Below are 12,783 nucleotides of genomic sequence, written 5' to 3'. Positions count from 1 at the left end.
GCGCCCGTGGCCCGCGGCGTGCAGGGCGCCTCAGCCATTCACTCAGGCTTTCAGGTACTCGGCCTTGCCGCCGAGCCAGCGCGCGATGTGTTTTTCCGCCGCCGCCGGGTACTGGGTGAGCATCACCGGCGCGGCCTCGCGCGCCCAGTCGAGCAGGTGGGTGTCGGTCGCCAGATCGGCAAAGCGCAACAGCGGCGCACCCGACTGGCGCGCGCCGAGGAACTCGCCCGGGCCCCGGATCTCCAGGTCGCGGCGCGCGATCTCGAAGCCGTCGCTGGTGTCGGCCATGGCCTTCAGGCGCTCGCGCGCGGTCTCGCCCAGGCGCCCGCCATCGGGCGGCGTGTACATCAGCACACAGGCCGAGGCCGCCGCGCCGCGCCCCACGCGCCCACGCAGCTGGTGCAGTTGCGACAGGCCGAAGCGCTCGGCGTGTTCGATCACCATCAGCGAGGCGTTGGGCACGTCCACCCCGACTTCGATCACGGTGGTGGAAACCAGCACGCCCATCTGCCCACCGGTGAACAGCGACATCACGGCCTTCTTCTCGGCCACCGGCATGCGCGAATGCAACAGGCCGACCAGCACGCCGGGCAGGGCCTGCGACAGCTCGGCGTGCGTGGCTGTGGCGTTCGAGAGGTCGATCGCCTCGCTCTCCTCGATCAGCGGACAGACCCAGTAGACCTGCCGGCCCTGCCCGAGCTGGCCGCGGATGCGCTCGATCACCTCGGCGCGGCGACTGTCGGCCACCACCTTGGTGACGATGGGCGTGCGCCCGGGCGGCAGTTCGTCGATGGTCGACACGTCGAGGTCGGCGTAATAGCTCATCGCGAGCGTGCGCGGAATCGGTGTGGCCGTCATCATCAGCAGGTGCGGCTCCTGCTCGGTGCCGTCTTCCGCCACGCCCACCTTGCTGCGCAGCGCCAGTCGCTGCGCCACGCCGAAGCGGTGCTGCTCGTCGATGATGGCCAGCGCGAGGTGCTTGAACACCACCTGGTCCTGGATGACGGCGTGCGTGCCCACCACCAGCGCGGCCTCGCCGCTGGCGATCAGGGCCAGCATCTCGCCGCGCTGCTTTTTCTTCTGGCTGCCGGTGAGCCAGGCCACGCGCTTGCCCTGCGGCGCGAGCAAGGGCTCCAGCCAGCCGATGAGCTTGGCGAAGTGCTGCTCGGCCAGGATCTCGGTCGGCGCCATCAGCGCGCACTGCCAGCCCGCGTCGATGGCGATGGCGGCGGCCAGCGCGGCCACCACCGTCTTGCCCGAACCCACGTCGCCCTGCAGCAGGCGGTGCATGGGCACCTGGCGCAGCAGGTCGCGCGCGATCTCCTCGCCCACGAGGCGCTGCGCGGCGGTGAGCGCGAACGGCAGCGCGCCCAGCAGCTGCTCGTGCAGCCCGCCCGGCGCGGCACGCAGGGCCGGCGCGCGCAAGGCGGCGCGCTCCTGCTTGGCCGTGAACTGCGAGAGCTGCTGCGCCAGCAATTCCTCGGCCTTGAGGCGCTGCCAGGCCGGGTGGCTGCGGTCTTCCAGCGCGTCGAGCGACACGTCCGGCCCCGGGTGGTGCAGGTACTGCAGCGCGTCGCGCAGCGTCCAGGTGCCGCGCACCACGGCCTGCAGACCGCCCAGCAGCGCGGGCGGCAAGGTCTCGCTCAGGTCGGCGCGCTTGAGGCCGCTGCGCCACGGCCTTGCGCAGGTAGGCCTGCGGCAGCTGCGCGCTGGTGGGGTAGACGGGGGTGAGCGCGTCGGGCAGCTCGCCACCGGCCGCGTGGAACGCCGGGTGCACCATGGTCCAGCCCAGGAAGCCGCCGCGCAGTTCGCCGCGCACGCGCACCCGCTCACCCACCGCCAGCGTCTTCTGGTGCGCCGGGTAGAAGGTGAAGAAGCGCAGCGTGCAGGTGTCGGTGCCGTCGTCCAGCGTCACCAGCAGCTGGCGGCGCGGGCGAAAACTGATCTCGCTGTTCGTCACCGTGCCCTCGATCTGCGCCAGCTGGCCGTCGCGCGCGCCGCGCAGGCTCACGATGCGGGTCTCGTCCTCGTAGCGCAGGGGCAGGTGCAGGGCCAGGTCGATGTCGCGCACCAACCCGAGCTTGTGCAAGGCCTTCTGAGGGGCAGACAGGGGCTTGCGGGCAGGGGTGGCGTCGGGCATGGGACAATTCTGCCCGGTTCCCAACCCCTCCTTTTCACTTGGCACGGGCCTTGTTCGGCCCTCAAGCAGCATGACCGCTTCTTCTTTCCCCGACACCGTCGCGCGCCCCTTCACCGTCGCCGACTTCGACTTCCACCTCCCCCCCGAGCTGATCGCCCAGCACCCCGCCCCCGAGCGCAGCGCCTCGCGCCTGCTCGACGGCACCGGCTCCGCGCCGGTGGACCGCGTGTTCCGCGAGCTGCCCGCCCTGTTGAACGACGGCGACCTGCTGGTGTTCAACGACACCCAGGTCGTCAAGGCGCGCCTCTTTGGCCAGAAGGCCAGCGGCGGCCAGCTGGAAATGCTGATCGAGCGCGTGCTGCTGCCCCACGAGGCCAGCGACGGCACGGCGCACGAGGTGGTGGCCCACCTGCGCGTGAGCAAGAAGCCCCAGCCCGGCGGCCGCCTGCACATGGCCGGCGGCCTGAAGGGCGGCGGGTTCGACGCGGTCTTTCTCGGTCGCTGGCCCGACGAGCAGGGCCAGCTGTTCCGTTTCCGCCTGCACGGCCTGGCCGGTGACACGCCCTACGACCTGATGGCGCGCCACGGCCACGTGCCCCTGCCGCCTTACATCACCCACGCCGACGAGGCCGACGACGAGCGCCGCTACCAGACGGTGTTCGCGCGCGTGCCGGGCGCGGTGGCCGCGCCCACCGCCGCCCTGCACTTCGACGAGGCCGTGCTGGCCGCGCTCGACGCGCGCGGTGTGCGCCGCGCCAGCGTCACCCTGCACGTGGGCGCGGGCACCTTCGCGCCCATGAAGGCCGGGCGCATCGAAGACCACGTGATGCACCACGAGCGCTACGCCATTCCCCCAGAGACGCTGCAAGCCATCGCCGACTGCCGCGCGCGCGGCGGCCGCGTGGTGGCGGTCGGCACCACCACCGTGCGCACGCTGGAGAGCTGGGCGCGCTCGGGCGAGACCCAGGGCGACACCAACATCTTCATCACCCCGGGCTTCGGCTTCCGCGTGGTGGACCTGATGGTGACCAACTTCCACCTGCCGCAGTCCACGCTGATGATGCTGGTGAGCGCCTTCGCCGGCTACGACCGCATCCGCGCGCTGTACGACCACGCCATCGCCGGGCGCTACCGCTTCTTCAGCTATGGCGACGCCATGCTGCTGCGCCGCGCCTGAGGCACCCACCATGCGCCCCCTCCTCCTGGCCCTGCTCGCCCTGCTGCTGCCCCCCGCCGCGCCGGCCGCCCAGCCCCTGTACGCGGCCAAGGGCCGCTGCGACGGCCACCCGGGCATCGCGTTGAAGGTGCCCGATGGCTGGTGCGCGGGCCTGGTGGCCGATGCGCGCGATGGCCTGCGCATGCCGCGCCGCCTGCTGGCCGTGGCGCCGCACCGGTTCTGGATCATCGACATGGGCAACTGGGAGCCGCGCCGAGGCCGCCTGCTGGAGCTGCGCACCGACCTCGCGCGCGGCGAGGCCGGGCGCGTGCGCGTGCTCGCCAGCGGCCTGGACCGCCCGCACGGCCTGGCCCTGGGGCCGGACGGCCGCGTCTACATCGGCGAAGCCGGCACCGTGTGGCGCACGCCGGTGGGCGAGGCGCTGCAGCGGCAGGACGTGATCACCGGCCTGCCCACCGGCGGCGCGCACCCGCTCAAGGAACTGGCCTTCACGCCCGATGGCCGCCTGCTGGTCAACCTGGGCTCGGTCACCGACGCCTGCCGGGGCGACGACCAGCAGCAGCCTCAACCCTGCCCCGAACTCACCGGCCCGCAGCCGCGCGCCGCGGTCTACGTGGCCCGCTTCGGCGGCGCGGACTTCGCGCTGCAGAGCTTCCAGCCCCTGGCCACCGGCCTGCGCAACTCGCTCGGCCTGGCCAGCACGAGCGCGCGCGACGGCACGGTGCGCCTGTGGCAGGCCGAGAACTCGGTGGACTACACCGACGCGGCACTGCCCGCCGAGGAACTCAACGAACTGAAAGAAGGCGCGTCCTACGGCTGGCCCTACTGCGTGAGCGATGCGCGCGGCAAGGCCGTGCCGGCGCGCGGCTACGAAGGCCGGGCACGCTGCGCCACGCACACGGCGGCCCACGCGGCCTGGCCGGCGCACGTGGCCCCGCTGCAACTGCTCAGCGCGCCCCAGACCCTCACCACCGGTCCGTTCGCCGGTCGCCTGCTCGCCGTCTGGCATGGCTACCGCACGGGCGGCCACCGCGTCGTGGCCTGGCGGCTCGACGAACACGGCCGCCCCGGCGGTGCGCGCGAAGACCTGGTGAGCGGCTGGCACGCCCAGGTGGGCGTGCGCCCGCTGGGCACCCCCGCCGGCATCACCCTCGACGCCGAGGGCCGCCTGTGGATCGTCGAAGACCGCAACCGCAGCGTGATCGTGATCGCGCCCAGCCCACCCTGAACACCCGTCCCCCAAGAGACCCACCATGCTCCAGTTCGACCTGCTCACCACCGACCCGAACAGCCACGCGCGCCGCGGCCGCCTCACGCTCAACCACGGCGTGGTGCAGACCCCCATCTTCATGCCCGTGGGCACCTACGGCACCGTCAAGGGCGTGATGCCACAAAGCCTGCACGACATGGGCGCGCAGATCATCCTGGGCAACACCTTCCACCTCTGGATGCGCCCGGGCCGCGAGGTGATGCAAAGCTTCGGCGGCCTGCACGCCTTCGAGCAATGGCACAAACCCATCCTCACCGACTCGGGCGGCTTCCAGGTCTGGTCGCTCGGCGCGATGCGCAAGATCACCGAAGAAGGCGTGACCTTCGCCTCGCCGGTCAACGGCGACAAGCTGTTCATGTCGCCCGAGGTCAGCATGCAGATCCAGACCGGGCTGAACAGCGACATCGTGATGCAGCTCGACGAGTGCACGCCCTACGAGACCAACGGCCACCTCACCACCGAGGCCGAGGCGCGCAAGAGCATGGAGATGAGCCTGCGCTGGGCCAAGCGCTCGCAGGACGAATTCGCGCGGCTGGAGAACCCCAACGCGCTGTTCGGCATCGTGCAGGGCGGCATGTTCGAGCACCTGCGCCAGGAGTCGCTGGACGCACTGGTCGAGATGGACTTCCCTGGTTACGCCATCGGCGGCGTGAGCGTGGGCGAGCCCAAGGAACAGATGCTGCAGATCATGGCGCACACGCCGCACCGACTGCCAGCGCACAAGCCGCGTTACCTCATGGGCGTGGGCACGCCCGAAGACCTGGTGCAGGGCGTGGCCGACGGCGTGGACATGTTCGACTGCGTCATGCCCACGCGCAACGCGCGCAACGGCACGCTGTTCACGCGCTTTGGCGACCTGAAGATCCGCAACGCGCGCCACAAGACCGACCACCAGCCGCTGGACGCCACCTGCACCTGCCACGCCTGCGCCGGGAAAAGCGGCGTGAGCTGGGCCGACGGCGGGCGCGACGGCTTCAGCCGCGCCTACCTGCACCACCTGGACCGCTGCGGCGAAATGCTCGGCCCCATGCTGACCACCATCCACAACCTGCACTACTACCTGAACCTCATGCGCGAGGTGCGCGAGGCGCTGGACGCCGGCACCTTCAGCGCCTTCCAGGCGAAGTTCAAGACCGATCGCGCGCGCGGGGTCTAGCTCTCGACCTTCGCCGCCGGTTCACCACACGAGTAGCAGTACCGCGCGAACGCGCTCTTGCGCGCCTGGCAGGCCGTGCAGTGGTTGTGCAGGCCCATGCCACAGTGCGGGCAGAAGTCGTTCTTCGGGTCCTTCAGGTCCACCGCGCGCTCGCAGCCCGGGCACACGCCCTTGGCCAGGCGGGTCTGCGCGAGGTCGTAGTCCAGCTCCTGGCGGCGCTGCCGATCGGGCAGCGCCTCGGTCTGCTGCTGGCGCTCGAGGTAACGCTGCAGCGCCTGGATCGCGTAGCGCCCCCCAATCACCGTGAGCACGATGCCCACGATGTAGCGCACATAACCGCCGTAGCTCGGCAGGTAAGGCACGAGCTCGACGAAAAACGCGAACAGCGCGAAGAAGATGAAGCCCCAGACGAAGGGCCAGTAGGTGCTCTTGCGCTGCTTCGCGAACAGCCAGCCCGCCACCACCAGCAGGGGCAGCGTGAGCGCCAGCCGGTAGAGGAACACGCGCAGCTCCTGCGCGCGCTGGGCCGATTCGTAGGACTGGCGCGCGTCTTCCTGCATCTGCTGCAGTTCATCCTGGGCGCGCTGCTGCACCTGCCGCGCGTCAAGCGCTGCCTGACGTTGTGACTCCACCGCCGCAAGCGCCTCGCGCTCGGCCTGGCGGTAACCGTCGAGCTGCCGCGTGCGCTCGATCAGTTCCGGGTCCTGCTCGGGCCGCTGCGTGGCCTGGCGGGTATTCAACCAGTTGCCGAAGGTGTCGCGTGCCGCGCGGTGGTTGGCCTGCGCGGCCTGGTGCTGAAGCTGCGCCTGATCGAGCGCGTCCTGGGCCTCGCGCGCCCTGCGTTGCGCGGTCTCGATGACCTGCCGAACCTGCGGCGCACGCTGCGGGTCCAGAAAGTCGTCGAGCGTGCGCTGCTGCTCGACCTGCGGCAGGTCGCCCACGATGGTGCTGCCCAGCCCCACCAGGAACCACGCGAACACGAAGGCCACCAGCCAGAGGCCTCGGTGGAACCACTTCTCCGACCAACGCAATGCCTTGCCCATGTTCAGTCCTCCAGAAAGTTGCACCGTTTTACAACGCCAGCGCCTGCGGCGCGGACGCCATGCCGCTGCGAGAGAGCCATTCGAACACCGAATCCACCGTCACGGTCTCGATGCGGTCGGCAAACCGCTTCTCGTTCGGGTGGTCGTCGAAGGCCACGTTGGCCGTGCCGGCGCGCGCGCCGAGCCGCGTGAACGCGCCCAGCTTGAGCGTGGTCGGCTGGTAGCCCTTGAAACGCAGCCAGGCCTGGGCCTGTTCGCGCGTGCCGACACCGCTTTCGGCCGCCATCGCGAGGGTTTCGATCGCCCACTGGTTGGACTGCTGGTAACGCTGGCCCCAGGCGTAGCTCACCAGGTTGTAGGGCCGCGCGTGCAGGGCCACCGAGCGCCGGGGGTCGTTCAACAGCTCGAACAGCGGCGCCTGCAGGGCCGGGGCCGGCACCACCCACGCGGCTTCCTGGCGCCACAGGTCGTCCAGGAAAAACTCGCCCAGGCCCTGGCGGTACAGGTCGCCGGTGGCGGTGCCGCACTGGTTGAGCTTGTGCAGCACGCGCCAGGGCCCTTGCGCCGTCTTGTAGGCCCAGCCCAGGTGCGAGTAGCGCAGCTGGTACTTGCTCAGGTCCTGCCCGGCGCGGCCCAGCACCACCACGCGCGCGCCGCTGCGGGCGTGCTCGGCGTCCAGCGCCTGCGCGGTCCTCTGCGCCAGCGCCATGCCCTGCTCGATGGTGTGCGCGGTGAGCGGCTTCTGTTCGCAGGATCGGCCGGCGTGGGCCACCGCCGTGAACATCAACGCGGCAGCGCATCCGCAAGCGAAACGCAGCGCGGCCTTCATTGCGTCACCCGTTCGTTGTGCAGCAGGGCGCGGCCCAGCTCGTTGGGGATGAAGGCCAGCACCTCGCCCGCCGCCGAGAGCAGCACGCCGGTGCCGATCACGCTGACCGCCACGACGGTGCCCACGCCGACCACCACACCCGAGGCCGCGCGCCCGGCGACCTCCACGCTGGCGCGGGCGCCGTCGGAAGCGCGTTCCAGCACATAGACCGTGCCGCGCGCGGTGCTCTCCACCGTTTTCACCACCAGCACCGCACCGGCGGTGGAGAAGGCCACCGGCAGCACGCTGACGGCCGCCGCGCCCGCCGAGGCGGTGACGACGACGGACGCCACGGGCAACAGGGACAACGCGGCCGAGGCCTCGCTCTGCGCCCGGGCCGGGGCGCTGGCCAGGGACAAGGCCAGGCAGACGCTGGCGAGCAGCGACATCGATTTCAGTTTGAACGTGTTCATGGAAGACTCCGGCTGAAAAAGAAAAGAAGGGGTGGGTCGGTTCATTCGGCGGTGCCGGCGGCGCGTTCCTGCATCGCCTGCTGACGGCCGCGAATCTGGGCCTCGCTCAGGTCGGCCTCGTGGCGGTCGCGCAGGGTCTTGGCCAGCGTGAACGCCGAGGTGACGAGGTAGAGCCAGCTCACGCCCAGGTAGGCGCGGTAGGTGTCGTTGATCTCCATGCGCATCAGGCCCCAGCCGGTCAGGCCCATGGCGACGGCAAAACCGCCCCAGACCACGATGCGCCACATCGGCGTTTCGGCCTCGCCACTGAGCGCGGCCTTCTGGCCATCGCGCACCGCCTTGGACAACACGAACACGGTCGAGAGACAGAACACGTAGCCCATCACCATGAACGCGCGGTCCAGCGACTGCCCCGGCAGCCAGGCCAGGCCGGTGGCGCACAGGAAGACGGCGACACCGAACGAGACCCACACCTGCAGTTGCCAGGCACGGGTGTCGCGCATCACGATGAGGGAAGAACGGTTCGAGGCCATGTGAAAACCCTTGGGGTTGTTGAGGAGCCGCGATGGTGCCGCTGGCGCGCCTCGAAAGACCCGGGAAACTCGACCTGTATCGAAAAATGGCTGATCGGGTATCGATTTGCGATACCCGATCAGCCATCAGTGCAGCAGCTGGGCGACGCGCGCCTGCAAGGCCTCGGGCGTCACGGCCGAAGACGGCATCGGTTCGCCCACGTTCAGCCCGACGCGGTTGAACAGGCCGCGCCGGAACGGACGGACCATGGCGGTCTTCTCGCCGTGGCGCACCTCGACCCTACTGAAGAAGGAACCCCAGAGGTTGGTCAGCGCCATCGGGATCACCGGCACCTGCAGGCCATCGGCCTCGGCGCGTTCGAGGATCTTCATCACGCCACCCTTGAACGGCTGCAGCTGACCGTCGGCCGTGATGCCGCCTTCGGGGAAGATGGCCAGCAGCTCGCCCTCGCGCAGCACGGCGGCGGCGGCGTCGAACGCGGCCTCGTAGGCCGCCGCGTCTTCCTTCTGCGGCGCGATCGGAATCGCCTTGGCCAGCCGGAACAGCGCGCCCAGCACCGGCACGCGGAAGATGCGGTGGTCCATCAGGAAGCGGATCGGGCGCGGGCTCGCGGCCATGAGCAGCACCGCGTCGACAAAGCTCACGTGGTTGCAGACGATCACGGCCGCGCCGTCGGTGGGGATGTGCGCGTCGCCCGTGACCTTGAAGCGGTACACGCAGCGCGAGGCCACCCAGGCCACGAAACGCAGCAGGTACTCGGGCACCAGCATGAAGATGTAGAACGCCACCACCGCATTGGCCAGGCCCACCAGCAGGAACATCTGCGGGATCGTGAAACCCGCGCCGAGCAGGGCGCCCGCGATGAGCGCGCTGGCGATCATGAAGAGCGCGTTGAGGATGTTGTTGGCCGCGATGATGCGCGCGCGGTGCGTGGGCTGGCTGCGCATCTGGATCAGCGCGTACATGGGCACGCTGTACAAGCCGGCGAACAGGCTGAGCAGGGTCAGGTCGGCCAGCACGCGCCAGTGGCCCGACACCGCCATGAACTCGGCCACGCCCTGGCTGGCCACCGGCGGCAGGCCGCGCGAGGCGAAGTACAGGTCGATGGCGAACACGCTCATGCCGATGGCGCCCAGCGGCACGAGGCCGATTTCCACGTGCCGGCGCGAGAGCACCTCGCACAGCAGCGAGCCGGTGCCGATGCCGACCGAGAACACGATGAGCAGCAGCGAGGCCACCTGCTCGTTGCCGTGCAGCACCTCCTTGGCGAAGCTGGGGAACTGGCTCAGGAAGACCGCGCCGAAGAACCACATCCAGCTGATGCCCAGCACCGAGCGGAACACCACCGTGTTGCCGTGCGCGAGTTTCAGGTTGCGCCAGGTCTCGGTGAAGGGGTTCCAGTTGATCTTCAGGCCCGGGTCGGTGGCGGGCGTGGCGGGCACGTAATGCGCCGTCACCCGGCCGAGCACGGCCAGCGCCACGCAGCTGAAGCCCACATGGTGCGCGCCGATCTCGGGCACGGCGATGATCAGGCCGCCGGCCAGGTTGCCCAGCAGGATGCGCAGCGAAGGTGCCCATCTCCACCATGCCGTTGCCGCCGGTGAGCTCGCGCTCGCCCAGGTGGTGCGGCAGGTAGGCGAACTTCACCGGGCCGAACAGCGTGGAATGCAGACCCATGAGGAAGGTGCAGGCCAGCAGCAGCACGATGTTCGTGCTGAAGAAGGCCCACGCGGCCAGGGCCATGATGAGCACCTCCAGCCGCTTCACGAAGACGATCAGCGTCTTCTTGTCGTACTTGTCGGCGAGCTGGCCGCTGGTGGCCGAGAACAGCAGGAAAGGCAGGATGAACAGGGCGCCGATCACCAGCCCGGCCAGGGTGGGGGGCAGCCAGGCCACCTGCAGCTGGTAGGTCACCAGCACGGTGAAGGCGAACTTGAACAGGTTGTCGTTCGCCGCGCCGAGGAACTGCGTCCAGAAAAACGGCGCAAAGCGGCGCTGGCCCAGCAGCGCGAACTGGCCGCCTTCGTGGGCCGGGGCGTGAGACGGATGGGCCACGGCGGACGTGGCGGTGGATGGGCTCATGTGCATCTCCTCCTGTTGGGCTTGTGCGGCGGATTCTGCCGCACGGCGCAGTGTCATGCTCCCCACCCCATCGGGCATCGTCTTCCGATACAGTCGATCCAGACCAAACCCCAAGTACCGCATCTCGATACCGGACACCCCATGAGCACCACCGCCGACCTCGTTCTCGCGCTCAAGAAGGAACTGAAGGCCGCGCAGATGACCTACGCCGACCTGGCGCAGGCCATCGGCATGGCGGAGTCCAGCGTCAAGCGCATGCTGGCCGGCGGCGACATGTCGCTCTCGCGCGTGGACGAGATCTGCCGCGCCCTGAAGCTGGATTTCGCGGAGCTGTCGCGGCGCGTGGCCGACACCCAGCCCCTGCTGCGCGAGATGTCGCAGGACCAGGAACGCGCGGTGGTGGCCGACAAGAAGCTGCTGCTCGTCGCCATCTGCGTGCTCAGCCAGTGGACGCTGGAGCAGATGACCGCGCAGTACCGGCTGAGCGAGGCCGAGTGCGTGAAGTACCTGGTGCAGCTCGACCGCATCGGCATCATCGAGCTGCGCCCGCTCAACCGCTACCGCCTCAAGCTGGCCAAGACCTTCCGCTGGCGCCCTCATGGCCCGGTGATGAACTACTTCCGCGAGCACGCGCTGCTGGACTATTTCGCCGGCGGCTTCGACGGCAGCGGCGAAGGCGTGATGCTGGTGCACGGCTCGGTCAGCCGCACGCTGGCGCCGGCCTTCCTGGAGCGCCTGCAGCGCGTCGCGCAGGACTTCGCGCAACAGCACCAGACCGACCAGAAGCTCAGCGAGAAGGACCGCGAGGGCTACACGCTGGTGCTGGCCATGCGCAGCTGGGAGTTCGAGGCTTTCACACAGCTGCGGCGCTGAGGCCGGCATGAACACCTCCGTGCCCCGCCACATCCTGCCCGTGCTGGTGCTGGCCCAGTTCCTGGGCACCTCGCTCTGGTTCGCGGTCAACGCCGTCATGCCCGACCTGCAGCGCGAGCTGGGCTGGCCCACCAGCGCGGTGGGCACACTCACCTCGGCGCTGCAGTTCGGCTTCATCGCCGGCACGCTGGTGTTCGCGCTGCTGGCCATCGCCGATCGGTTCGCGCCGCGCCTCGTGTTCCTGGTGTGCTCGCTGGCCGGTGCGGCCTGCACCGTGGGGGCCTGGTGGATGGTTCGCGACCACACCGCCTTGCTGGCCTGGCGCTTCGCCACCGGTTTTTTCCTGGCCGGGATCTACCCGGTGGGCATGAAGATCGCGGCGCAGTGGTACACGCGCGGCCTGGGCGGTGCGCTGGGCCTGCTCATCGGGGCGCTGGTACTGGGCTCGGCCAGCGCGCACGCGCTGCGCGCGCTCAGCGGCGCCCTGCCCTGGCCCACGCTCATGCTGGGCGTGGCGGCGCTGGCCGCCGCGGGCGGCCTGCTGCTGTTCTTCGGCACCAGCGACCCGCCCGGCGCAGCCCAGCGCGTGACCACGCTGCAATGGCGCGCCCTGGCGACGCTGTGGACGGATGCGCGCGTGCGCAGCTCGGTGCTCGGTTACTTCGGCCACATGTGGGAGCTCTACACCATGTGGGTGATGGTGCCGCTGGTGCTGCGCAGCGCGCTTCGAGGGCACGGGGCTTTCCTGGACCGCGTTCCTCGTGCTGGGCGCGGGCGCCATCGGCTGCGCGGGCGGGGGCTGGCTCGCGCCGCGCTGGGGCAGCGCGCGGGTGGCGGGCACGCAACTCGCGCTCAGCGGCGCCTGCTGCCTCGCCGCGCCCTGGGCCCTGGGCGCGCCGACCCCGCTGTTCATCGGCTGGCTGCTGCTCTGGGGCATCACCGTTTCGGGCGACTCGCCGCAGTTCTCCACGCTGACCGCTCGCAATGCACCACCGCAGGCCGTGGGCAGCGTGCTCACGCTCACCAACAGCATCGGCTTCGCGATCTCCATCGCGAGCATCCTGCTGTTCGTGTCCCTGGCCGAACACGTGCCGCTGGGCGCGCTGCTGCCCTGGCTGGCGGTCGGGCCCGCGCTGGGGCTGTGGGCCTTGCGCCCGCTCTGGCGGGAGGACGCCCGCGCGCGCTGAGCACGGCGCGTGCGCTGGCGAACAGACCGGGCCGGGCACA

At 70.2% G+C, this 12,783-nt stretch carries 10 protein-coding genes and 3 pseudogenes; 6 read left to right on the top strand and 7 right to left on the bottom strand.

Translation table 11 applies throughout. The features are described from left to right. Positions 1–42: 42 nt before the first annotated feature. Positions 43–1,752: an ATP-dependent DNA helicase RecG gene (recG, locus tag ACFJGX_RS07650; protein WP_382328147.1), complete on the bottom strand. Its 1,710-nt coding sequence runs from the start codon at positions 1,750–1,752 to the stop codon at positions 43–45. Next, positions 1,730–2,140, bottom strand: a pseudogene (locus ACFJGX_RS07645) (OB-fold nucleic acid binding domain-containing protein); the annotation flags it as partial. The gene recG and the pseudogene ACFJGX_RS07645, both read right to left, overlap by 23 nt. A 70-nt stretch (positions 2,141–2,210) precedes the next feature. Here ACFJGX_RS07645 and queA point away from each other — a divergent pair. Genes queA through tgt form a run of 3 tightly spaced genes read left to right on the top strand, consistent with a single transcriptional unit; the run spans position 2,211 to position 5,743 of the window. Continuing rightward, positions 2,211–3,317 (top strand): tRNA preQ1(34) S-adenosylmethionine ribosyltransferase-isomerase QueA, encoded by a 1,107-nt coding sequence (gene queA, locus ACFJGX_RS07640; RefSeq protein ID WP_382328145.1) that lies wholly within the window; start codon positions 2,211–2,213, stop codon positions 3,315–3,317. Between the two features lie 10 nt (positions 3,318–3,327). Further along, positions 3,328–4,545: a PQQ-dependent sugar dehydrogenase gene (locus ACFJGX_RS07635; RefSeq protein WP_382322118.1), complete on the top strand. Its 1,218-nt coding sequence runs from the start codon at positions 3,328–3,330 to the stop codon at positions 4,543–4,545. A gap of 25 nt (positions 4,546–4,570) precedes the next feature. Next, positions 4,571–5,743 carry a tRNA guanosine(34) transglycosylase Tgt gene (gene tgt / locus ACFJGX_RS07630; protein ID WP_382322119.1) on the top strand — a complete coding sequence of 391 codons (1,173 nt, stop codon included), beginning with the start codon at positions 4,571–4,573 and terminating at the stop codon, positions 5,741–5,743. Here tgt and ACFJGX_RS07625 read toward each other — a convergent pair. The 5 genes and pseudogenes from ACFJGX_RS07625 to ACFJGX_RS07605 all read right to left on the bottom strand — a co-directional run bounded on the left by ACFJGX_RS07625 (position 5,740) and on the right by ACFJGX_RS07605 (position 10,683). Next, entirely contained in the window at positions 5,740–6,786 is a 1,047-nt protein-coding gene (locus ACFJGX_RS07625; protein WP_382328143.1) for a serine endopeptidase, read from the bottom strand. The two genes, tgt and ACFJGX_RS07625, sit on opposite strands and share 4 nt — an antisense overlap. A gap of 28 nt (positions 6,787–6,814) precedes the next feature. Beyond that, positions 6,815–7,615 carry a DUF2145 domain-containing protein gene (locus ACFJGX_RS07620; RefSeq protein ID WP_382322120.1) on the bottom strand — a complete coding sequence of 267 codons (801 nt, stop codon included), beginning with the start codon at positions 7,613–7,615 and terminating at the stop codon, positions 6,815–6,817. Further along, positions 7,612–8,067 carry a hypothetical protein gene (locus ACFJGX_RS07615; RefSeq protein ID WP_382328141.1) on the bottom strand — a complete coding sequence of 152 codons (456 nt, stop codon included), beginning with the start codon at positions 8,065–8,067 and terminating at the stop codon, positions 7,612–7,614. The genes ACFJGX_RS07620 and ACFJGX_RS07615 overlap by 4 nt, the downstream gene beginning before the upstream one ends. A gap of 41 nt (positions 8,068–8,108) precedes the next feature. Then, complete coding sequence (locus ACFJGX_RS07610) at positions 8,109–8,600, bottom strand: YiaA/YiaB family inner membrane protein (protein ID WP_382322121.1); 492 nt, start codon at positions 8,598–8,600, stop codon at positions 8,109–8,111. Between the two features lie 126 nt (positions 8,601–8,726). After that, a pseudogene (locus ACFJGX_RS07605) lies at positions 8,727–10,683 on the bottom strand (MFS transporter). Positions 10,684–10,824: 141 nt separating this feature from the next. Between ACFJGX_RS07605 and ACFJGX_RS07600 the strand changes: the two are divergent. From ACFJGX_RS07600 to ACFJGX_RS07590, 3 genes and pseudogenes are all read left to right on the top strand, one after another. Beyond that, positions 10,825–11,556, top strand: a complete 732-nt coding sequence (locus ACFJGX_RS07600) for a helix-turn-helix domain-containing protein (protein WP_382322122.1) — start codon at positions 10,825–10,827, stop codon at positions 11,554–11,556. Between the two features lie 7 nt (positions 11,557–11,563). Next, a pseudogene (locus ACFJGX_RS07595) lies at positions 11,564–12,208 on the top strand (MFS transporter); the annotation flags it as partial. A gap of 109 nt (positions 12,209–12,317) precedes the next feature. Then, positions 12,318–12,743 carry a hypothetical protein gene (locus ACFJGX_RS07590; protein WP_382322123.1) on the top strand — a complete coding sequence of 142 codons (426 nt, stop codon included), beginning with the start codon at positions 12,318–12,320 and terminating at the stop codon, positions 12,741–12,743. Positions 12,744–12,783 lie beyond the last annotated feature (40 nt).

This window comes from Hydrogenophaga sp. UC242_50 (genome assembly GCF_042697355.1).
Classification (GTDB): Bacteria; Pseudomonadota; Gammaproteobacteria; order Burkholderiales; family Burkholderiaceae_C; genus Hydrogenophaga.
This window is presented reverse-complemented; position numbering and strand designations above follow the sequence as displayed.

Bases quoted from the DNA above. Each gene is read 5' to 3' on its own strand.
- ACFJGX_RS07635 (WP_382322118.1), top strand. From the start codon at position 3,328: ATGCGCCCCCTCCTCCTGGCCCTGCTCGCCCTGCTGCTGCCCCCCGCC.
- ACFJGX_RS07600 (WP_382322122.1), top strand. From the start codon at position 10,825: ATGAGCACCACCGCCGACCTCGTTCTCGCGCTCAAGAAGGAACTGAAG.
- queA (WP_382328145.1), top strand. From the start codon at position 2,211: ATGACCGCTTCTTCTTTCCCCGACACCGTCGCGCGCCCCTTCACCGTC.
- ACFJGX_RS07610 (WP_382322121.1), bottom strand. From the start codon at position 8,600: ATGGCCTCGAACCGTTCTTCCCTCATCGTGATGCGCGACACCCGTGCC.
- ACFJGX_RS07625 (WP_382328143.1), bottom strand. From the start codon at position 6,786: ATGGGCAAGGCATTGCGTTGGTCGGAGAAGTGGTTCCACCGAGGCCTC.
- tgt (WP_382322119.1), top strand. From the start codon at position 4,571: ATGCTCCAGTTCGACCTGCTCACCACCGACCCGAACAGCCACGCGCGC.
- ACFJGX_RS07620 (WP_382322120.1), bottom strand. From the start codon at position 7,615: ATGAAGGCCGCGCTGCGTTTCGCTTGCGGATGCGCTGCCGCGTTGATG.
- ACFJGX_RS07615 (WP_382328141.1), bottom strand. From the start codon at position 8,067: ATGAACACGTTCAAACTGAAATCGATGTCGCTGCTCGCCAGCGTCTGC.